This is a genomic window from Clostridioides sp. ZZV15-6388 (assembly GCF_020657755.1).
Lineage (GTDB): Bacteria > Bacillota > Clostridia > Peptostreptococcales > Peptostreptococcaceae > Clostridioides.
The window spans coordinates 1-21,962 of record NZ_JAGWCU010000048.1; the positions used below are offsets into that span (position 1 = coordinate 1).

Consider the following 21,962-nt stretch of genomic DNA (forward strand, 5'->3'; position numbering starts at 1 on the left):
AGATAATACCATATAAAGCAGATGAACTTGGAGCAGAAATAATAGAAATGGAAATAAACAAAGACCATGTGCATTTATTAATATCATGTGACCCACAATTTGGAATCCATAAAGTAGTAAAAGGTTTTAGTTCAAGAGTATTAAGAGAAAATTTCCAACATTTAAAGTCTAGTATGCCTAGTATGTGGACTAATAGTTATTTCGTAGGAACTGTTGGCTCTGTAAGTTTAGAAGTAGTTAAACAATACATAGACAATCAACAAGTTAGGAGTAAGAAAAAATGATAAAAACTCATAGAGTAAAATTAAACCTAACTAGAATACAATTTGAATTAGTAAGGGAAAAACAAATGGAGAGTGCTAATTGTTGGAATCATATAGTTAGCTTATCCAAAAAATACTATTTTGAACATAAACAATGGATAAAAAAGAATGATATACAAAATATAATCAAAGGTAAATACAATCTACATAGTCAAACTATACAAGCAATATCAGATAAATTTGATGCTAATAGAAAGACTATTTCAGAGTTAAGAAAGAAAGGTAATACCAAGGTAAAGTATCCATATAAAACCAAGAAATTTTATATAATACCATTCAAGGCTAGTGCAATAAATATCAATGCTAAAGGTAACTTAAAGTTATCAATGTCAAAAGGTATATATTTAGAGTTAGATTTTAATATTGAAAATATAAAGACTGCTGAAATAGTATGGCGAAACGGATATTATTTGTATTATACATTTGATGATGGAATCATTAATCCAACACCGAAAGGTAACAACACCGTAGGTGTAGACTTAGGAGAAATACATTCGATAGCTAGTATAACTAATGAAGGTATCGGACTTATAATATCTAATAGAGAAGGTAGAAGTATTAAGCAATTTAGAAATAAGATGTATGCTTATATCTCTAAAAGATTAAGTAGATGTAAAAAAGGTAGTAGACAATATAAGAGATTATGGAAATTAAAAAACACTATTAGAACTAAAACAGATAACCAATTAATAAATTTATACCACCAAACAACTAGAAAGTTTATAGACTTTTGTGTAGAGCAACAAGTATGTGAAATAGTTTTAGGAGATATAAAAGGGATTGAGAAAAATACAAAAAAGAAGAAAAGATTAAATAGAATTAATAGACAAAAAATATCTCAAATGGAGTATGGTCGCATTAAAGACTATATTAAATATAAGGCTAAAGAGCAAGGTATTGAAGTTAAGCTAGTTAAAGAAAACTACACATCTCAAACTTGCCCAAAGTGTTCTAAAAAACACAAACCAACTGGTAGAACTTATAGTTGTACTTGTGGTTATAAAACTCATAGAGATATAGTTGGTGCATGGAATATTTTAAATAAAAAACATAAATATATTTTAGTTGATTTTAGTATAAACCATAAGCAACCTATTAATTTAAAAGTATCTACCATATAAGGTAGTAGTGGCGAAGACACCGTCCAAGTAGCTTGGCTTTGTAACCACCTATGATTCTATCGTTTAGATAGTGTTAAGTCGTTAGCCACCAAGAATCCCCTTGCTTTAGCTATGGGGAGTGTGTCAAGAGATTAAAAAGACTTCAGTAGATATTTATATGTTTTTATTTAAATATTTTAGGAAGTCTTTAATTTTATAGGAGTGATGATATGTGTTGATAGGTACAGCTAATTTAAGTAGAAGTGTTGATAATGCATGCGTAGAAGAATTGGGAATTCCAATGATTGTATTGATGGAAAATGCAGTAATATCTGCAATGAGAAACATGGATATAGATATATATAATGATTATACAATTGTATGTGGTGTTGGAAACAATGGTGGAGATGGTCTTGGAATAGCAAGACATTTAAAGCTAAAAGGGAAAAATGTGAATGTCTTTTTAATTGGTAATATCAAGAAACTAAGTGAATGTTCTAAAATCAATTATAATATACTTTTAAATATGGGGATTAATATTATAAATATTGATAAAAATGATTTAAGTGAGGAGTATAATGACTATATAAATAAAAATAAAGTGGATGAAATTATTAAAACAGAAAAACAGAGTATAATTAAAAATAAAAATTTAACAATATTTAAAGAAGCAGTATCTAAAAGTGATGTCGTAATAGATGCAATATTTGGAACAGGGCTAAAGAGAGAAATAACTGGGATTTTTAAAGAAGTAATTGATATAGTAAATGATAACAGCAAAAATACATATTCTATAGATATACCATCTGGTATAGATAGTGACAAAGGTAGTATACTTGGAACTTGTATCAAAGCAAATAAAACAATTAGTTTTGAATTTTATAAAAGAGGGTTTTTAAATTATGATGTAAGCTCACTTATTGGAGATGTAATTGTAGAAAAAATAGGTGTTCCAGATTTCATTACAAGAAAATACCATAATGATGAATTCATAACTGATGAGAGTTTTGTAAAAAATAATATTAGAAAAAGAGATAAGCATGGATTTAAAAGTGATTTTGGAAAAGTATCTATAGTTGCAGGTTCAAAAGGATTTTATGGGGCTAGTTTCATAGCAACTGAATCTGCTGTTAAAAGTGGAAGTGGTCTTGTAACTTTGATTAGTAGTAAAGATGTACAAGAAAAAGTATCTATTAGACTCAATGAAGCAATGACTGTAAATTTTGAAGAAGAGAGAGTTGATATACTATTGAGTTCTAGCAATGCAATTGGTTTTGGTCCAGGAATGGGAGATAATCACAAAACTTTTGAGAGATTACTTAGAGTAGTAGAAAACTCTAGCTGTCCAATAATATTGGATGCAGATGGATTAAATGTTATGAAGGATAGATGCTATAAGTTTTTAGAGTGGAAAAATAAGTTTGTAATTACTCCACATCTGGGAGAAATGGCCAGGTTGACAGGTGACTCAATTGGGTATATAAGAGAACATAGAGTAGATGTGGCAAAAGAATTTGCTCAAAAATATAATGTAGTTGTTCTTTTAAAAGGTTATCAAACTATCATAACAGATGGTAAAGAAACATATATAAATCCTACAGGAAATAGTTGTATGGCAACTGGTGGAATGGGAGACTGTTTACTTGGTATGATTACTTCTTTTATAGGTCAAGGTATGGATATACTTGAAGCTACAGTGAGTGGAGCATATGTACATGGTTATATAGGAGATAAGTTAGGAAAAAGTATGTATACAGTAAATGCAACAGATTTAATAAGTAACATTTCGTTAACAATGAACAAGTTTTTGATTATTTAATGACTAATATTTGATACTACTTTGTAACAACTTTAACAAAGTATGCTGATATAATACTATTAAATTAATCTAAAATTGACTTATTTTATTGGTTTTTGGTTTATTGTTTAAATTCATATTCAAATATATTGTGTAAAGAATATGATTTATATAGGGTTTTATAATTCATATGAAAAGAGGGTAGATAGTATGAAGTTGATATGGTTGATAGTAGCAATCTTATTTGGAATAGCAGAAATGTTGACTCCAAGCTTAACACTAATATGGTTTAGTGTAGGAGCAGTAATACTCATATTTTTAAGTACTTTTATAAAGAGTATATTTTTACAAGTTTTAATATTTGCTGTAATTTCTATAGCTATGTTAGTTGTAGCTACTAAGAAAATTGTAAAAAAAGATAAAACTTATAAATCTAATACCAATTTACAAGCAATGATATCTAAAAAAGGTGTTGTTACAGAAGAAATTTCTTCTAATCAAACTGGTTTAGTTGTAGTTGAACATGAAATATGGACTGCTATTTCTATAGATGATGAAAAGATTGATAAAGGTTCTACAGTAGAAGTATTAAAAATAGAAGGGGTAAAACTAGTTGTTAAAAAAGTGAATTCTGCAACTAGTGTGACGAATCAATAAAATAAAGGAGGATATATTTATGGGTATGAAAGTTGTTTTAAGTATTGTATTAATAATAGTAGTCGTAGCAATAAGTTTAACCTGTATAAGAGTAATAAAACAATCTAAAGTAGGTATAATAATGCGACTTGGTAAGTTTCAAAAAGTGGCTGAAACAGGAGTACATTTCTTGATACCATTTTTAGATAAAATGGCATATGTGATTGACTTGAGAGAAATCGTAATAGATTTCCCACCTCAACCAGTTATAACTAAAGACAATGTAACTATGCAGATTGATACAGTTGTATATTATAAAGTTACAGACCCAGTTAGATATGTGTTTGAAATAGCAAATCCAATAGCTGCTATTGAAAATCTAACAGCTACAACTTTAAGAAATATAATTGGTGAACTTGATTTAGACGAAACACTAACATCAAGAGATATAATAAATGTAAAAATGAGAACAATCCTTGATGAAGCAACAGATAAATGGGGAATAAAAGTAAATAGAGTAGAGTTAAAGAACATAATGCCTCCTCATGATATCCAAGTTGCGATGGAAAAGCAGATGAGAGCGGAAAGAGAAAGAAGAGAAGCAATACTTCAAGCAGAAGGTAATAAGTCAGCTGCTATATTACAAGCAGAAGGAGAAAAACAATCTGCTATATTAACGGCAGAAGCAAGAAAAGAAGCTATGGTACGTGTAGCAGAAGGTGAAAAAGAGTCTGCTATATTAGTAGCAGAAGGTGAAGCTGAGGCTATAAGACAAACAGCTATTGCTAAAGCACAAGGTGAAGCTGAAATGATTAAAAGAACTCAAATGGCCACTGCAGAAGGTTTGAAATTAGTGTTTTCAGCGATGAAAGAGTCTGACATTGATAATAATATCCTAGCATTAAAATCTATGGAAGCACTTGAAAAAATGGCTGAAGGCAAGTCAACAAAATTGGTTTTACCTTCAGAAGCAGTTAATTTCCTAGGAACATTCAAAGGGATAAAAGAAGTCATGAGTGATGATAAGAATGATATATTAGATGTAAAAGATGCATTTAGTGGAAATGATTCATTAAAAAAATAAAAGAGTTTTTTTATCGTAGGAAGGAAATGGAAATTAAATGTCGAATTAATTAAATATAGTATAGAATGCACATTGAAAAGAAGAAGACTTATAGTTTTTTAAGTCTTCTTCTTTGTTTTTATTTATAAAACGGGATTTTAAAAATAAATTAACAGAATTTTTATACAATTTACCCTTTACTAATGTAAAAAGTGTTATATAATATTAAATAAAACATGTAGGAAAAGAAAGTAATTTTAATTTGAATATTTATATTGATAACATATATAGTTATAAAAATATCAAACGTAATGAATATATCTAACAATAAAACTAAAATTTTAAAATTCATTAATTGAATCATAAATAAGGAAATGACAAGAAAAATAAAATCAGCTAGTAATTGTTTACAGATTTTTAGATAATCATGTCATATTATGTTCTATTATTATCAAATCAAAAAATCATAAAAGTTTAAGTATGTTTGTATGATATGAATTGATTTATAAAAAATATTTTTTATATCTATAAAATAAATGTTTATATTATTTTCTAATTAGGAATTGAATATTATAAGTACTATAGCACTGATGGAAAATAATGCATACTTCAATAAAACAATTATGGGGTATATATTATAGAAATTGTATAGTTTATATTATTTTACTCTTATTACATTAGCGTTTGGGCAAAATTTATACACAACATTTATTGACTAAAAGTTTATAAAGGTAAAAATGCAATTATAAATATTAATTACTAGATGAGGGGAGTGTCATTAAATGAAAAAAGAGATGTTAGCTATGATTTTGGCAGGGGGGCAAGGTTCAAGACTTGGAGTTTTTACAAAGAGGATTGCAAAACCAGCCGTATCATTTGGAGGAAAGTACAGAATTATTGACTTTGTTTTAAGCAATTGTTCAAATTCTGGTATAGATACTGTAGGTGTTTTAACTCAATATAGACCATTGATATTAAATTCTCATATAGGCATGGGAAGTCATTGGGATTTAGACAGAATAAATGGTGGAGTATATGTATTACAACCATTTATGAATGAAAAAGAGGGAAATTGGTATAATGGTACAGCACATGCTATATACCAGAATATGGACTTTGTAGATACCTATAATCCAGAATATGTATTAATATTATCTGGTGACCATATATATAAGATGGATTATAGTAAAATGTTAAAATTTCATAAAGAAAAAGGTTCTAAAGCTACGATTGCAGTAATTGAAGTACCTTGGGATGAAGCTTCTAGATTTGGCATAATGAATACAAATGAAGATTCAAGTATCTATGAATTTGAAGAAAAGCCAGGCGAACCTAAAAGTAATTTGGCATCTATGGGAGTATACATATTTGATTGGAAAATGTTGAGAAGTTATTTTAAAGAAGCAGAAAAAAATCCAGATATAAATTATGATGATTTTGGAAAGAATTTAATACCTAAAATGTTAGAGGATAATGTTGGAATGTATGCATATCCATTTAAGGGGTATTGGAGAGATGTAGGAACTATACAAAGTTTATGGGATGCAAATATGGATATAATTAAATCTCCAGAAACACTGGATTTATCAGACCCTAAATGGAAGATATATACAAATACAATGGCAATGCCTCCTCAATATATAGGCAAAAGTGCAAATGTTCATAGATCAATGATAGCTGATGGTTGTAGAATTTTAGGAGAAGTAGGAAACTCTGTATTATCACATGGAGTTGTTGTTGGAAAAGGAAGCAAAGTAATTGATTCAGTAATCATGCCAAATGTTGTAATAGGAGAAAATGTAACTATAGAAAAAGCTATGATAGGCGAATGTGCAACTATAAATGATAATGTTCAGATAAAAAATGTAAATAATGAGATAAATGTAGTTTCTGAATATGAAAATATAGAGCCTAGATGCGTATTAATAGAAGGAGGTCTTTAAGATGAGAAATGAATGTTTAGGTATAATAAATTTAAACAAAAAAGGAGACCCTGCAATAAATAAACTTAATTATGGAAGACCGATAGCTTCTACACCAATAGCTGGAAGATATAGAATAATAGACTTCGCTCTATCTAATATGATAAATTCAGGAATTACAAAAGTTGGAATATTTGCAAAAGAAAAATATAGATCATTGACAGACCATATAGGTAGCGGGAAAGATTGGGATTTAAGTAGAAAAAAGGGTGGTTTATCAATTTTTAGCCCAGAAAATACTAAGTATAGAAATACTTACTCACATAGAAAAGGAGATATATACACAATACTGGCTAATCTTGATTATATAGAGAAAAGTGAAGAAGAATATATTTTAATAGCTCCAAGTTATATGTTATGCAATTTAGATTATTCTCAGGCTTTGGAATACCATAAAAAATCTCATAATGATATAACTATGATATATAAAAATGTAAACAATGCAAATAAAGATTTTGAAGGTAATCTAACTTTAAACTTAGATAGTAATAACAGAGTAATAAATGTCGGAAATAATTTAGGAAAATTCCCTAGAGCAAATATATGTATGGAAATATATATTATGAAGCGTGAAGATTTTGTAGAATGTATATATAATATTGTAAATAAAGGAAACTATTGTTATCTAGAAGAATTTATTGTTGAAGAAGCAGAAAATATGAAAATAGGAGCTTATGAGTATACAGGATATTTGAAATGTGTAAATTCTGTTGAATCATATTTTCAAATGAGTAAAGATTTATTAGAAATAGAAGTGGCTGATGAATTATTGTATTCTGAAAGAAAAATATTTACTAAAGAAAAGAATGAGTCACCTACAATTTACACAGATAGTGCAAAGGTAGAAAATAGTTTTATAGCATCAGGTTGCTTAATAGAAGGTACTGTAAAAGATAGTATTATATTTAGAAAAGTTAATGTTGAAAAAGGAACAGTTATAGAAAACTCAATAGTAATGCAAAATTGTGTAATAAAGTCAAATGCAAAACTATATAATGCAATACTAGATAAAAATACAAGTGTATCAAAAGGAAAAGAGTTAAAAGGAGATGAAAAATATCCTATTGTAGTAGAAAAAAATACGAATATATAAAAATATTTTTTAGAAGGGGGAATAGCTAGTGAAAGTTTTTTATGTAACAGCAGAGTGTTGGCCCTTTGCTAAAACTGGAGGATTAGGAGATGTATCTTATGCATTGCCTAAAGAATTAAAAAAAGAAGGTGTAGATGTAAGGGTAATAATGCCTAAATATTCAACTATACCAAGTTATTTAAAAGATCAATTAAAAGAAATAGCTGTTTTTAGTGTACGTGTTGGATGGAGAAATCAATATTGTGGTCTTTTAGAAATGGAGCTAGATGGTGTTAAATTTTATTTTATAGACAATGAATTTTATTTTAGAAGAGAAGATGAGAGAAAGAGTATTTATGGATATGGAGATGATGCAGAAAGATATACATTCTTTACAGATGCTGTCTTAGAAGCTATAAGTAGAATTGACTTTTATCCAGATGTAATACATATAAATGACTGGCACACAGGAATGTTACCATTAATTTTAAAAGAGAGATATGCAACCCTTGAGGGGTATAAAAATATAAAAACTATGTATACTATACATAATCTACAATATCAAGGTGTATTTGATAAGTATGTCTTAGATGATATATTGGATTTACCTGAAAAATATTTTGATAATGGAGATATAGAGTATTATGGTTCAATAAATTTTATGAAAGCTGGAATAAATTTTGCAGATAAAGTTATAACTGTTAGTCCTACTTATGCAAATGAGATACAAACATCTTTTTATGGAGAACAATTAGATGGTTTGCTTAGAAAGGAATCAGGAAAATTAAAAGGTATATTAAATGGTATAGATTATGACTTGAATAACCCTGAGAAAGATAAGGATATATTTGTTAATTATGATGTAAATTCTATTGAGAAAAAATTGGAAAATAAACTGAGATTACAAGATATATTAGGATTAAAAAAAGATTCTTCTATTCCATTAATAGGAATAGTTTCAAGACTAGTTTCTCAAAAAGGATTTGATTTAATAGCCTATATGATGCCGGAGCTTATGAGGGAAGATTTACAAATTGTCATTTTAGGAACTGGGGAACATCAATATCAATCAATGTTTAATTATTACGATTCTAATTTTTCAGGTAAAGTATCAGCTAGAATCACATTTAATGCATCGTTGGCTCAACAAATCTATGCTGCAAGTGATATATTCTTGATGCCATCACTATTTGAACCTTGTGGTATAGGTCAAATGCTAGCTATGAGATATGGTTCTTTGCCAGTAGTTAGAGAAACTGGAGGACTTAAAGATACTGTAATACCTTATAATCAATTTACTGGAGAAGGGAATGGATTTAGTTTTAAAAATTACAATGCTCATGAGATGTTTTTCTGTTTGAAAAATGCAATTAAGGTTTTTAGAGATAAAGAAAAATGGATGAAACTAGTTGAAAATGCAATGAATACTGATAATAGTTGGAAAAAATCAGCTAAGGAGTATATAGAAACATATAGAGACATATGTGATTAAAGGAGTGGTTTTTTTGGTAACAATAAGCAAAAAGAAATTCAAGCAAAAATTTGAAGTGAAAATGTATAGCTTATATGCACAGTCTATCAAGGAAGCTACTGATGAACAATTGTTAAATGTACTATGTAGTCTACTGAAAGATGAAATAGCAAAAAAATGGGTTGCTACGAAGTTAGATAAGAAAAAAGAAGTTTATTATTTTAGTCTAGAGTTTTTAATAGGAAGACAATTAAAATCTAATTTATTAAATTTAAATATTGAAGAAGAAGTTAGAGAAGGATTACTAGAATTAGGAATTAACTTAGATGATTTAATCAAAGCTGAGGTAGACCCAGCCATAGGGAATGGTGGTCTTGGAAGATTAGCAGCATGTTTTTTAGATTCTATGGCATCTTTGAATATAAGTGGTCAAGGATATGGAATTAGATATAAATACGGTTTGTTTGAACAAAAATTTGTAAATGGTTATCAGGTCGAAGTACCTGATAACTGGCTTACAGAAGGACGTTATGCATGGGAAACTGTAAGACCAAATGAAGCGACAATGGTGAAGTTTGGTGGAGAAGTAGAGTTGATTAAGGAAGGAATTCATTTAAAAGTAGTCCATAAAAACTATCTTCCTGTAATGGCAATGCCTTATGATATACCAATAATTGGATACCAAAATCAATGTATCAATACTTTAAGATTATTTAAAAGTGAGATACCAAAAAGAGACTTTGGAGAACTTACCTCAAATGCTCTAAATTATTCAGGAAGTTATGAAGAAGCTTTAAAACACAAGTATTATACTGAAGAAATTTCACAAGTGTTGTATCCTGATGATTCAAATTATGCAGGAAAATTATTGAGACTTAAGCAAGAGTATTTCTTTGTAAGTGCAGGTGTACAAGATATCATAAGGAAGTGTAAAAAGAATAAGCTAAATATCAGGAATTTATTTGATAAGGTGGCAATTCATATAAATGATACACATCCTACCTTATGTATACCAGAACTTATGAGAATTCTACTTGATGAAGAGGGATTATCTTGGGATGAAGCATGGCAGATAACTAAAAAAACAGTATCTTATACTAATCATACTATAATGTCAGAAGCAATGGAAAAGTGGCCTGTAAGCATGATAAAAGAGCTATTACCAAGAATTTATATGATAATAGAAGAAATAAATAGAAGATATGTAGAAGAGTTAAATAATAAAGGATATGACCAAGATAAAATAAGAAGAATGAGTATAATAGATTGGGACAACATAAATATGGCAAATTTATGTATTGTAACAAGTCACAGTGTAAATGGAGTTGCTAAGCTTCATACTCAAATTCTTGAAACAGAAGTTTTAAAAGATTTTTATCAAGACGAACCAAATAAATTTAACAATAAAACTAATGGAATTGCACATAGACGATGGCTTATAAGTTCAAATCCTCAACTTAGCAATTTAATAACAGATTTAATTGGTGACTCATGGAAAACAGATACTTTACAGCTAAAGAATATTGAAAAATTTAAAAATGATTTTTCTGTTTTAAAAAGACTTGATGATATAAAATACAATAATAAAGTAAATTTAGCAAATTTTATAAATGATAAATATGATTTAAATATCGACCCTAATTCTATATTTGATGTTCAGGTTAAGAGGTTGCATGCTTACAAAAGGCAACTATTGAATATTTTTAATGTACTCCATATGTATCATGAATTACTTGACAATCCTAACTTAAATATTGACCCAAGAACTTTTATATTTGGGGCAAAAGCTGCACCAGGATATTATTTAGCCAAGTGTATAATTAAATTTATAAATTCAGTTGCAAGTACTATAAATAATGATGTTAGAGTAAAGGACAAGTTAAAAGTAGTATTTATAGAGAATTATGGTGTATCATTAGCAGAGATAATAATACCAGCAGCAAATGTGAGTGAACAAATTTCAACGACAACAAAAGAAGCATCAGGAACAAGTAATATGAAATTTATGATGAATGGTGCCATAACTTTAGCCACATTAGATGGTGCAAATGTAGAAATATGTGAACAAGTAGGAAAAGAAAATATGTTTTTATTTGGACTTAGTGCAGAGCAAGTACTGAATTACAATAAGTTTGGTGGATATTCTTCACTTGATTTGTATCATTCTAACATGAATATAAAAAGGGTAGTAGATGATTTAATAAATGGATTTATTCCTAACCTAGGTGAAGAAGGTAGAAGTATTTATAATTCACTTACCACTTACAATGATGAGTACTTTGTATTGAGGGATTTTGAAAATTATGGTCAAGCTCAGGCAAATATAAACAAACTATATCGTGATAAAGAAAAATGGAATACAATGTCTTTGGTTAATATAGCTAATTCAGGATTTTTTTCTTCTGATAGAACAATTTCTGAATATGCAAAAGACATTTGGTTTAAAAGGGTGTGATTATAAATGCAAAACATAATAGAATATAATTCTTGGGATAAAAATTTTAAGGCTCCGTTTGGAGCTTTAAAATTTGATGAAGAATTGATAATTAAAGTTAAAGTAAATGAAGGATATAATGTTGAGTCTATTTCCCTAGAAATAAACAAAGAAGATGAAACAAAGACAATAATTTTAAATGAAGAATTAAACAATAACACATTTGGAAAGTATTTTTATTGTAATGTTGAAAAATTTGATATAACCGGTGTTTATTTCTATTATTTTAAAGTAATTGTTGAAATAGATAGTGAGAAAAAGACTGTATTCTATGGAAAGAATAGAGAAAATGGATACACTTGCGAATATAATTATAATGATATCAATAAATATCAAATTACTGTTTATAAAGACTTTAAAGTGCCAACCTGGTATAAAGAAGGAGTACTTTACCATATATTTGTAGATAGATTTAACAATGGAAATCGTAATGGGAAGGTTGATAATCCTAAGAAAAACAGCTTTATATATGGTAATTGGGAAGATATACCTATATACATAAAGGACAGTAGAGGGGATATTATAAGGTGGGATTTTCATGGTGGAAATTTAAGAGGAATAATTAATAAACTTGGGTATCTAAAAAAATTAGGAGTGAGTATATTATATCTAAGTCCTATATTTGAAGCCTCTAGTAATCATAAGTATGACACAGGAAATTATAAAAAGATTGACCCTATGTTTGGAGATGAAGATACATTTAAAGAATTAATTGATAAAGCAAAAGAAAAAGATATATCAATAGTACTTGATGGTGTCTTTAGTCATACTGGAGCTGATAGTAAGTATTTTAATATGTATGGAAATTATGATAGTTTAGGTGCATATCAATCAGAAGAATCACCATATTATTCATGGTATATGTTTGAAGAATTTCCTCATAAATATAAAAGTTGGTGGGATATAAAGACCTTGCCAAATACAAATGAATTAGAAAAAAGCTATATGGATTATATAATATATGACAAGGATAGTGTCGTAAACAAATGGATGAATATGGGGATTAAAGGGTGGCGATTGGATGTTGCAGATGAACTTCCAACTGAGTTTATAAGAGAGCTGAAAAAGGAATTAAAAGAAGCTGATAATGACTCGATACTTATAGGGGAAGTATGGGAAGACGCCTCAAATAAGATTAGTTATGGTCAAAGAAGAAGCTATTTATTAGGCGAAGAATTAGATTCTGTTATGGGGTATCCATTTAGAAATAATATGTTTTCTTTTTTAAAAGGAGAAATTAATTCATATGAACTTAGCAATAGATATATACAAATTAAAGAAAATTATCCAAAAGAATCATTTAAGTCTAATTTAAATTTAATTGGAACACATGATGTTACAAGAGCTAAAACTGAATTAAATAATGATATAGATTTGATGAAACTTGCTGTAGCTACGCAAATGACATTTGAAGGAGTACCATATATATACTATGGAGATGAGGCAGGTCTTTGTGGAGATGTAGACCCAGACAATAGAAGAACATATCCATGGAAAAATGAAGATGAAGATATGTTAAATTTTTATAAAAATATTATAAAAATCAGAAATAAAAATAAAATTTTAAGTTCTGGAGAAACAGAATTTATATATACTAGAAATGATAATGTGTTTGCATTTATAAGATTTAATGAAGATAATGATAGGATACTAATTTTAATAAACAGAAGTAACAATCCTGAAAATCTGTCATTAAATATAGAGGGTAGCTTTATAGAGGAAATACCTATAAAATATAATTCTAAAAATGTAAATAAAAATATACCGATAGAAAATAACGAATTAAAAATCCATATGGATTCTAAATCATTTATTATTTTTAGTGTATTTTAAGTACAATAATTTAAATTAAAAGTAAAAATGTAGCAAAAGTTTTGATTTATCAAAGGTTTTGCTACATTTTTGTTTTAAATTATCATAAAAATTTTAGTATTTCAAAATATTACAAAGAAGTGTAAAAAATATAGAAGTTATGATATTATATAGATAAGTAAGATAAAACAAAACCTCTCTACTGAAGTTGTAGGGAGATTTAACTTTTATAATCTTAATATGGAGGAGTGTCTTATGAAAGTAGATCCACTTACAACTCAAGTCTATGACTATATATCAAAAAAAATCCAAAATGGAGAGTATGAAGCTAATCAGAGAATTACTGAATCTGAAATTTGCAACTCTATTGGAGTTAGTAGAACACCAGCAAGGGAAGCACTAACGAGGTTGGCAGGTGAAAATTTACTAGAAAAGATACCTAATAAAGGATTTGTGGTAAAAGAGTTTCAGGAAAAGGAAAAACTAGACACATATTCTGTAATTGGTGTGTTAGATGCGTTAGCAGGTTCTTCATCTTTAGAAAATTTAACTGAATCAGATTTAATAAAAATGGACGAGCTAACAGAAATGATGGCTATCTCTATAAAGTATAAAAATTACAATAACTACTTAAAACTAAGCAATGAATTTCACGATATATACATAGCAAAATCAGATAATCAAGTGTTAATAAATATGTTGAATTCTCTTAGATATAATTTTATGTCAAAGTCATATACTAGCGATAATGAAGAAGAATTGTATAAAATGTTAACTTACAGCAATAATCAACATATTGAGGCAGTGAAGTTTATGAGAGCGAAAGATTCAGAAAATGTTGAAGCAATTTTAAGAAAACATTGGAAAACGATACCTATAGCAGAGATGGAATAAGAGAAGCTTTTAAAAGCTTCTCTTATTTTTTATATAATTCTATCATTATTTTATTATTTCTAATCTATAAATATCAATATAAAATTAATTAAAAATACAACTAATTTTATATTGATATTTATAGATTAATGTAGTACCATTTTAATGCAAAATATAAAGGAGGGGATAATATAAAAACATATTTTTCGATAGGAGAAGTATCTAGACTTTTTGATTTGTCAATAAAAACTCTAAGATACTACGATAAAGTAGGGATATTAAAACCAGCATATGTAAACCAAGAAAATAAATATAGGTATTATTCAAGAGAGCAGTTTATGAGTATAGATGTAATTAAGTACTGTAAGATTATGGGTATGGCTCTTGAAGATATAAAAAAATTAATTGATTCAGATAGCTCAATTGAGTCTATGATGAATACAATTGATAGACAAAATAAAATGATAGAAAGTAAAATAAAAGAACTATCAGATGTGAAAAATTATCTAAATGATATAGAATTTAAAGTAAATGAATTGTTAAAATATGATTTAAATAATGTATTTATAAAATACAATAAAGAAAGAAAAGTAAATGTCTATAAATGTAATTCAAAGGATGAAGTTGAACTTGAGATGTATCTGAGACATATTATTTTACACATTCAAGATAAGTATAATGATGTATATCCTATAATTTCAGGTAGTATTTCATATGAGAAAGTAATTAAAGAAGGTAAAGCACTATTATATGATTATATAGTAGATTTTACAGAAAGAGAAGAATATGAAAATCAGCACATTTTACCAGCAGGTGAATATTTAACAATTATATATGATGATAATTGGAATAATGCCTATGATTATTATAAAAAAATAATCGATTATGCAAATGATAATAATATAGAACTTGTTGGAAACTTTAATGAAATATGGATGCTTTCTAGAGTGGATTCAGACACAAAAGAAAAGACATTGGTTCAATTAGAAATAAGAAAAAAATAGTATACAAAAAAACTTGACTCTACCCTCAGAGGATAGATTAGTATTTTATATAGTGAAATAATATTTATTATAATAATCTATGGGAGGGAGATTTTTAATGTCAAAAAAATTTTTAGAGTATGCTATACCATCAGCTCTTGCTATGTTTGTATCATCCTTTAATACAATATTAGATGGAATATTTTTGGGAAAAGGACTAGGCGATTCAGCACTTACAGCTGTTAGTATAGTGATGCCTCTTGTAATGGTATTTTTAGGATTATCCAGTTTAATGGCAGTTGGAGGAGGAGCACTAGTTTCGAAAAAATTTGGTTCTAGAGATGATGAAAGGGCTGTAAATATATTTAGGCAAGTAATAAAAGTTTTAATAATAGGTAGTTTATCTCTTACAATAATTTGTATACTTTTTTCAGAGCATATAGTTAGAATTATGGGAGCAACAGAAAGTTTAGTCGGATTATCTTCTGAATACTTAACATTTTATGCTGCTTTCTGTTTTCCAAATTTGCTAGGTCTTGTTTTTTGTAGTTTTTTAAGAAATGATGGAAGACCAAAACTTGCCATGATAGCTACTGTGTCAGGAACCATATTTCATATAACTTTAAATTATATATTTATATTTAAGCTTGGATTTGGTGTAAAAAGTGCAGCAATTGCAAGTGGCTTAGGTCAACTATCTACACTTATAATAATGTTACCTCATTTTATGTTTAAAAAAGGTAAGTTATCCTTTGGGCCAGCAAAGATAGAAAAGGATGTTTTAAAAGAATTATTTAATATAGGATTTCCTTCATTTTTTGCAGAGAGTGCTTTTTCAATAATTATACTTGCACATAATATAGTTTTGACAAGAGTTGTTGGAGATGTAGGTCTTTCTGCTTATGCTGTAGTAAACTATGTAACTACTAATATTTATAATCTCTTAATGGGGATAACTTTAGGTGTTCAACCACTTATAAGTTATAATTTTGGCTCTAAAGAAATTAAAAAAATGTTAGGCTATTATAATATGGCAACAAAAATGAGTTTTTGTGTATCTATAATATTCACAGTAATATGTTTTTTATTTGGAAAAGAAATTATAAAAATATTTACGAGTGATAAAGAAATTATTTTAATGGCTTATGTTGCACTTAACATGGCTAATTTAGCCTATCTTATGATTGGAAAAAATTTAACAACTATGATGTATTATCAAGCGATAGAAATGCCAGTACATTCTAATATTATAGGAGTTTTACGTTCAATCTTACTATTGCCGATTATACTATTTGTTTTTTCTAAGTTATTTGGAATAAATGGAATATGGGTAAGTATGGCTGTTTCAGAACTCTTGACAGTTCTAATTATGAGTAAAGTAGTAAATGTAAAGGAATGTACAAAAAATGCTATAAGTTTATAATGTTATGATATCATAAATTATTTATATAGAGTAGTGAATTTATTCACTACTCTATTTTTGTTTGTACAAATAGAATTTATTCTATAGTACTAGATTAAATTTTAATAATTTTTATAAAAAATTTAAATGTGTAAATATGAAAATTATTTAGTTACACTAAACTATAGATTTTAATATATAAAATAAAAATAGTATGAAAGTTTAGTAATAGAATACATACAAATTAAAAATATTAAACTTAAAGCGTTAGTAAAACTTGAAAAAAATAAAAATATGAAATTGACTAAAAGTGATAAAGTTTACAAATACTAATTTATAAAAAAAATAATATAAACAATAAAAAATATGAAAGTTTATAAATATTGATAATACTAAGGTATAGGTTTTTGGTGTGAAATAAAAAAATACTTGTAAAAAGACTTGTTTGTTAATATAATAAATATCATGAGTTTAATAAAAGTAAAAATAAAAAATAGAAATAATAAATAAAAACAATAAAAATATTAAAATAGAGAGGAGATGAATTTAAAGTCATGGACAGTGAGTTCGCAAATGCAGTTGAATTGAGCTATGAATGTGCGCCCTTATTGGAATCATTAAAAGAATATTCAAAAAGAGATATAGCTTGTTTTGATGTACCTGGACATGTGAAAAATAGAGGTGTAGATATATTAAATAAATATCTAGGTGAAAATCTCATGAAAATGGATATAAACTCATCACCCACTATGGATAATGTATCTAATCCAACTGGAGTCATAAAAAATGCACAAGATTTATTAGCGCAGGCATACATGGCTGATGAAGCATTCTTTATAACTAATGGTACTACACAAGCAATACATGCAATGATTCTAAGTGTAATAAATCCAGGAGAAAAAGTATTGCTCCCAAGAAATATTCATAAGTCAGTAATAAATGCTTTAATACTTTGTGGAGGAATACCAGTATTTATACAACCAGAATTTGATGAGCAACTAGGTATAAGTTTAAATATTACTATTGAGAAAGTTAAAGAGGAAATAGAAAAAAGCTGCGATATAAAAGCTTTATTTTTACTTAATCCAACTTATTATGGTGCTTGTGCAGACCTTGAGAGCATCATAGAATTATGCCATAAAAATAATCTTTTAGTGTTAGTAGATGAAGCTCATGGTGCTCATTTTCCATTTCATTTAGATTTACCTCCTTCTGCAATAAGTTTAGGAGCAGATATGGTGGCTGTAAGTATACATAAAACTGGAGGAGCATTGACACAATCTTCAGCACTTTTATTGAATAGAGAAAATATAAGAGTTGAAAAAGTACTTCAGTCAATCAATATGTTACAGTCTACATCTGCATCTTATTTGCTTATGGCAAGTATAGATGGAGCGAGAGTTAACCTAGTTGAAAATGGAGAAGAACAATTATCAAAAGCATTAAATTTATCGAGATACGCAAAAGCTAGATTAAATAAAATAGATGGAATAGATGTTTTGTCTACCGAAATATTAAAAAGAAAAGGTGTTAAATTTATAGATGAAACTAAATTATGTATAAATGTAAAAGGGTTAAATTTAACTGGCTTTGAAGTGTATGATTTGTTGTATAAAAAGTTTTCAATTCAAGTAGAACTAGGAGATTTGTACAATATCTTAGCACTTGTATCTATTGGAACTAATAAATCAGATATTGATAGATTGGTTAAGGCTCTTTCTATAATTGAAAAAACTTATAGAAAAGAAGCCAAGTTAAATGAGTTTAATATGATTCAAATAAATCCAACTATTGAGCTTAATCCTCGAGAAGCTTTTTATGCATCTAAAGAAAGTGTAGAAATCAAGTCATGTATAGGTAGAATTTGTGGAGAATCAATAATGGCATACCCACCAGGTATACCAATTGTTACTCCAGGAGAGTTAATAACAAAAGAAATTATGGAGTACATTGTTTTTTTAAAAGAGAGTAATGCGTATTTGACTGATATGCAAGATAAAAACTTAGATACAATACTCGTTATAAAATAAATTGTGTTATTGGATAAATAGAATAGTATATATAAATATGTAAAAGGAGTTGAGATTGAAATGAAATTTGAAACACTAGGAAGACATATACTAGTAGAATACTATAACTGTGATGAGAGCATACTTAAAGACCCACATCTTATAGAAAATTTTATGAATGATTCAGCATTAAATGCAAAGGCTACAATTGTTGATTCTGTATTTCACCATTTTAATCCTTGGGGGGTTTCGGGTGCTGTCATAATTGCTGAATCTCATTTGACAATACATACTTGGCCTGAATATGGTTATGCAGCGGCGGATTTTTTTACTTGTGGTGATATAGACCCATGGAAAAGTTTCGAATTATTGGAACAACTTCTAAAATCAGAAAGAAGTGAGTCCACAGAAATTCCAAGAGGATTGACAACAAAAATAAAAAAATATTCAAAGAAAGATTTAGGTAAAATCACTCATAAACCTGAAGCAGTATAAACATAAAATAGATAAATGAAAGTGAGGATTATTATATGGAACTTTGGTATACAGAGGAATGGACAGAAAATGTAAGGTTTTCTATAAAAGTAGATAGACATTTATTTGAAGGGAAGTCTGAGTTTCAAAGAATAGATGTGTTTGATAGTGAGGAGTTTGGAAAGTTTCTGACAATAGATGGTTTAATGATGGTGACATATAAAGATGAGTTTATATATCATGACATGATAACTCATGTTCCTATGGCTACAAATTTAAATATCAAAAAAGTCTTAGTTATAGGTGGTGGAGATGGTGGTACAGTAAGAGAGTTAAGTCGTTATCCTAAAATAGAAAAAATTGATATGGTTGAAATAGATAAAATGGTTGTGGATGTGTCTAAAGAGTATATAGATATATGTTCATGTAAATTAGACGATGAAAGAGTAAATTTATATTTTGAAGATGGAGTTAAGTTTGTTAAAGAGGCTTATGACAAATCTTATGACTTAATAATAGTAGATTCAACTGACCCAATAGGACCAGGAGAAGGACTTTTTTCAAATGATTTTTATAGAGATTGTTATAGAATACTAACTGATGATGGAATTTTAGTAAATCAAAGTGAAAGTCCTTATTTTGAGTTTAATGCTAAAGAAATGAAAAGAGCCAACGATAAGTTAAAAGGTATATTTCCAATATCTAAAGTTTATCAAGCACATATACCAACATATCCATCTGGACACTGGTTATTTGGTTTTGCTTCAAAAAAACTAGACCCAATAAAAAATCAAGATAGAGATGGTTGGGAAAAATTAAATTTAAAAACGAAGTATTATAATAGTGATATCCATTTAGGTTCATTTATGCTACCTCAATATGTAAAGGAGATGTTAAATGAAGAGTAATTTCTATCATATAAATACATTTATGGGTATGGATAAAAGTTATGAAGAATCAAATTTGATAGTGTTTGGAGTAGGGTTTGATGGAACTACTTCAAATAGACCTGGAGCTAGATTTGCAAGTAGCTCGATGAGAAAAGAATTTTATGGTCTTGAGACATATAGTCCTTTTTTAGACTTGGATTTAGAAGATTATAATATATGTGATTATGGAGATTTGGAAATTAGTGTTGGAGATACAGAACAAGTTTTGAAAGAAATATATGATGAAACTGCTAGTATAGTTGAAGATTTAAAGGTTCCATTTATGATTGGTGGTGAACATCTAGTTACTTTAGCAGCTTTTAAAGCAGTCTATGAGAAGTATAATGATGTGTATGTAATTCATTTTGATGCACACACAGATTTAAGAGAAGAATATAATAATAATAAAAATTCTCATGCAACAGTAATTAAAAGAGTATGGGATATTGTTGGAGATGATAAAATATTTCAATTTGGAATAAGGTCTGGAACAAGAGAAGAATTTAAATTTGCAATAGAACAAAAACATACTTATATGGAAGTTGGTGGAATAAATACATTTGAAAAGATAATTAATAAATTGAATGGGAAAAATGTTTATTTAACTGTAGATTTAGATGTGTTGGATGCATCTGTATTTCCAGGAACAGGTACACCAGAACCTGGTGGTATAAATTATAGAGAATTTCAAGATATTTTTAAGATTATAAAAAAATCTAATATAAATATAGTTGGTTGTGATATTGTAGAGCTAAGCCCTGATTATGATATGACAGGAGTATCAACAGTTATAGCATGTAAAGTATTGAGAGAATTGTGCTTAATAATATCAAGTAAATTTAGGTAGTGTAGTCTATATGAATAATATACTATAATAGAAAGAAGTTACTTTAAATAAGTTGTTTTAAGTTTAGCACTTTTTTAAGGTAACTTATTTATTTTTTTTAGACAACAAAAAAGAGCCTTATGTAGCTCCTTTTCTAAAATATATATATTTAAATTAAATAATTATATTCTATTTACGTTTTCAGCTTGAGGTCCTCTATTACCTTGAGTTATATCAAAGCTAACCTTTTCGCCTTCTTCTAAAGTTTTGTATCCATCAGTTTGTATAGCTGAGAAATGTACGAAAACATCGTCTTCTCCTTCTACTGATATGAATCCAAATCCTTTTTCACTATTAAACCATTTTACTATTCCGTTTTTCATTATAAAAAAACCTCCGCTTTATTAAAAAATACAAACTAAATAAATTAAGTCTGTTCTATTAATATAGCATAAATTTTAAAAAAAAGCAATTAAAATTTTAAAAAAAGTTAATCAATTTTAGAATTTAAAAAATTTTGCTAAAAAATATATTAACAATGAAAGAAAATAAAATAGAAATCTGATGAGTTTTAGCAAATTTAATATCAAAAAATGTAATATATAAATTGAAAAATAAAGAGTAAAATATAAAAAAATAATAAAAAATATTATAAAATAGACTGAAAATAAAATTTAAAAATAGTGAAATTTCAGAAATATCACTATTATTATAT

General features: G+C 27.7%; 18 protein-coding genes. 17 read left to right on the top strand and 1 reads right to left on the bottom strand.

Annotated elements, in window-relative coordinates; all coding sequences use genetic code 11:
- The 17 genes from tnpA to speB form a co-directional block, all read left to right on the top strand.
- Window positions 1-284: IS200/IS605 family transposase (gene tnpA, locus KGF48_RS18500; protein WP_227868430.1), on the top strand; the 284-nt coding region annotated here is incomplete at its 5' end.
- Entirely contained in the window at window positions 281-1,444 is a 1,164-nt protein-coding gene (locus KGF48_RS18505; protein WP_227868431.1) for a transposase, read from the top strand. The genes tnpA and KGF48_RS18505, both read left to right, overlap by 4 nt.
- A gap of 211 nt (window positions 1,445-1,655) precedes the next feature.
- On the top strand, window positions 1,656-3,242 hold the full coding sequence (locus KGF48_RS18510; RefSeq protein WP_227840883.1) for an NAD(P)H-hydrate dehydratase: 1,587 nt from the start codon (window positions 1,656-1,658) through the stop codon (window positions 3,240-3,242).
- 189 nt (window positions 3,243-3,431) lie between these two features.
- Window positions 3,432-3,878 carry an NfeD family protein gene (locus KGF48_RS18515; protein WP_227840882.1) on the top strand — a complete coding sequence of 149 codons (447 nt, stop codon included), beginning with the start codon at window positions 3,432-3,434 and terminating at the stop codon, window positions 3,876-3,878.
- A gap of 19 nt (window positions 3,879-3,897) precedes the next feature.
- Complete coding sequence (locus KGF48_RS18520) at window positions 3,898-4,941, top strand: SPFH domain-containing protein (RefSeq protein ID WP_227436770.1); 1,044 nt, start codon at window positions 3,898-3,900, stop codon at window positions 4,939-4,941.
- Between the two features lie 761 nt (window positions 4,942-5,702).
- Window positions 5,703-6,863 (top strand): glucose-1-phosphate adenylyltransferase, encoded by a 1,161-nt coding sequence (locus KGF48_RS18525; protein WP_227846253.1) that lies wholly within the window; start codon window positions 5,703-5,705, stop codon window positions 6,861-6,863.
- 1 nt (window position 6,864) lies between these two features.
- Window positions 6,865-7,995 carry a glucose-1-phosphate adenylyltransferase subunit GlgD gene (gene glgD, locus KGF48_RS18530; protein WP_227829863.1) on the top strand — a complete coding sequence of 377 codons (1,131 nt, stop codon included), beginning with the start codon at window positions 6,865-6,867 and terminating at the stop codon, window positions 7,993-7,995.
- Window positions 7,996-8,023: 28 nt separating this feature from the next.
- Entirely contained in the window at window positions 8,024-9,466 is a 1,443-nt protein-coding gene (glgA, locus tag KGF48_RS18535; RefSeq protein WP_227829862.1) for a glycogen synthase GlgA, read from the top strand.
- A 13-nt stretch (window positions 9,467-9,479) separates the two neighbouring features.
- Window positions 9,480-11,900 (top strand): glycogen/starch/alpha-glucan phosphorylase, encoded by a 2,421-nt coding sequence (locus KGF48_RS18540; protein WP_227840880.1) that lies wholly within the window; start codon window positions 9,480-9,482, stop codon window positions 11,898-11,900.
- Window positions 11,901-11,906: 6 nt separating this feature from the next.
- Complete coding sequence (locus KGF48_RS18545) at window positions 11,907-13,772, top strand: glycoside hydrolase family 13 protein (protein WP_227840879.1); 1,866 nt, start codon at window positions 11,907-11,909, stop codon at window positions 13,770-13,772.
- Between the two features lie 234 nt (window positions 13,773-14,006).
- Entirely contained in the window at window positions 14,007-14,645 is a 639-nt protein-coding gene (locus tag KGF48_RS18550; RefSeq protein WP_227829859.1) for a GntR family transcriptional regulator, read from the top strand.
- Window positions 14,646-14,833: 188 nt separating this feature from the next.
- The gene (locus tag KGF48_RS18555) at window positions 14,834-15,628 is read left to right on the top strand and encodes a MerR family transcriptional regulator (protein ID WP_227854911.1); all 795 of its coding nucleotides are present in this window, start codon (window positions 14,834-14,836) and stop codon (window positions 15,626-15,628) included.
- A 97-nt stretch (window positions 15,629-15,725) separates the two neighbouring features.
- Window positions 15,726-17,030, top strand: coding sequence for an MATE family efflux transporter (locus tag KGF48_RS18560; RefSeq protein ID WP_227840878.1), 1,305 nt, complete (start codon window positions 15,726-15,728; stop codon window positions 17,028-17,030).
- Window positions 17,031-17,563: 533 nt separating this feature from the next.
- The gene (locus tag KGF48_RS18565) at window positions 17,564-19,039 is read left to right on the top strand and encodes an aminotransferase class I/II-fold pyridoxal phosphate-dependent enzyme (RefSeq protein WP_227841432.1); all 1,476 of its coding nucleotides are present in this window, start codon (window positions 17,564-17,566) and stop codon (window positions 19,037-19,039) included.
- A 60-nt stretch (window positions 19,040-19,099) separates the two neighbouring features.
- Window positions 19,100-19,513: an adenosylmethionine decarboxylase gene (speD, locus tag KGF48_RS18570; RefSeq protein ID WP_227436754.1), complete on the top strand. Its 414-nt coding sequence runs from the start codon at window positions 19,100-19,102 to the stop codon at window positions 19,511-19,513.
- Between the two features lie 35 nt (window positions 19,514-19,548).
- Window positions 19,549-20,400, top strand: a complete 852-nt coding sequence (gene speE / locus KGF48_RS18575; RefSeq protein ID WP_227841431.1) for a polyamine aminopropyltransferase — start codon at window positions 19,549-19,551, stop codon at window positions 20,398-20,400.
- Window positions 20,390-21,268, top strand: a complete 879-nt coding sequence (gene speB / locus KGF48_RS18580; protein WP_227868432.1) for an agmatinase — start codon at window positions 20,390-20,392, stop codon at window positions 21,266-21,268. The genes speE and speB overlap by 11 nt, the downstream gene beginning before the upstream one ends.
- Window positions 21,269-21,429: 161 nt before the next feature.
- Here speB and KGF48_RS18585 read toward each other — a convergent pair whose 3' ends face one another.
- Entirely contained in the window at window positions 21,430-21,630 is a 201-nt protein-coding gene (locus KGF48_RS18585) for a cold-shock protein (protein WP_227436749.1), read from the bottom strand.
- Window positions 21,631-21,962: the final 332 nt, after the last annotated feature.

Coding starts and splice junctions, on each gene's coding strand:
- KGF48_RS18545 (WP_227840879.1), top strand. CDS start 11,907: ATGCAAAACATAATAGAATATAATTCTTGGGATAAAAATTTTAAGGCT.
- speB (WP_227868432.1), top strand. CDS start 20,390: ATGAAGAGTAATTTCTATCATATAAATACATTTATGGGTATGGATAAA.
- KGF48_RS18520 (WP_227436770.1), top strand. CDS start 3,898: ATGGGTATGAAAGTTGTTTTAAGTATTGTATTAATAATAGTAGTCGTA.
- KGF48_RS18565 (WP_227841432.1), top strand. CDS start 17,564: ATGGACAGTGAGTTCGCAAATGCAGTTGAATTGAGCTATGAATGTGCG.
- glgD (WP_227829863.1), top strand. CDS start 6,865: ATGAGAAATGAATGTTTAGGTATAATAAATTTAAACAAAAAAGGAGAC.
- KGF48_RS18525 (WP_227846253.1), top strand. CDS start 5,703: ATGAAAAAAGAGATGTTAGCTATGATTTTGGCAGGGGGGCAAGGTTCA.
- KGF48_RS18515 (WP_227840882.1), top strand. CDS start 3,432: ATGAAGTTGATATGGTTGATAGTAGCAATCTTATTTGGAATAGCAGAA.
- speE (WP_227841431.1), top strand. CDS start 19,549: ATGGAACTTTGGTATACAGAGGAATGGACAGAAAATGTAAGGTTTTCT.
- KGF48_RS18550 (WP_227829859.1), top strand. CDS start 14,007: ATGAAAGTAGATCCACTTACAACTCAAGTCTATGACTATATATCAAAA.
- KGF48_RS18560 (WP_227840878.1), top strand. CDS start 15,726: ATGTCAAAAAAATTTTTAGAGTATGCTATACCATCAGCTCTTGCTATG.
- speD (WP_227436754.1), top strand. CDS start 19,100: ATGAAATTTGAAACACTAGGAAGACATATACTAGTAGAATACTATAAC.
- KGF48_RS18585 (WP_227436749.1), bottom strand. CDS start 21,630: ATGAAAAACGGAATAGTAAAATGGTTTAATAGTGAAAAAGGATTTGGA.
- KGF48_RS18505 (WP_227868431.1), top strand. CDS start 281: ATGATAAAAACTCATAGAGTAAAATTAAACCTAACTAGAATACAATTT.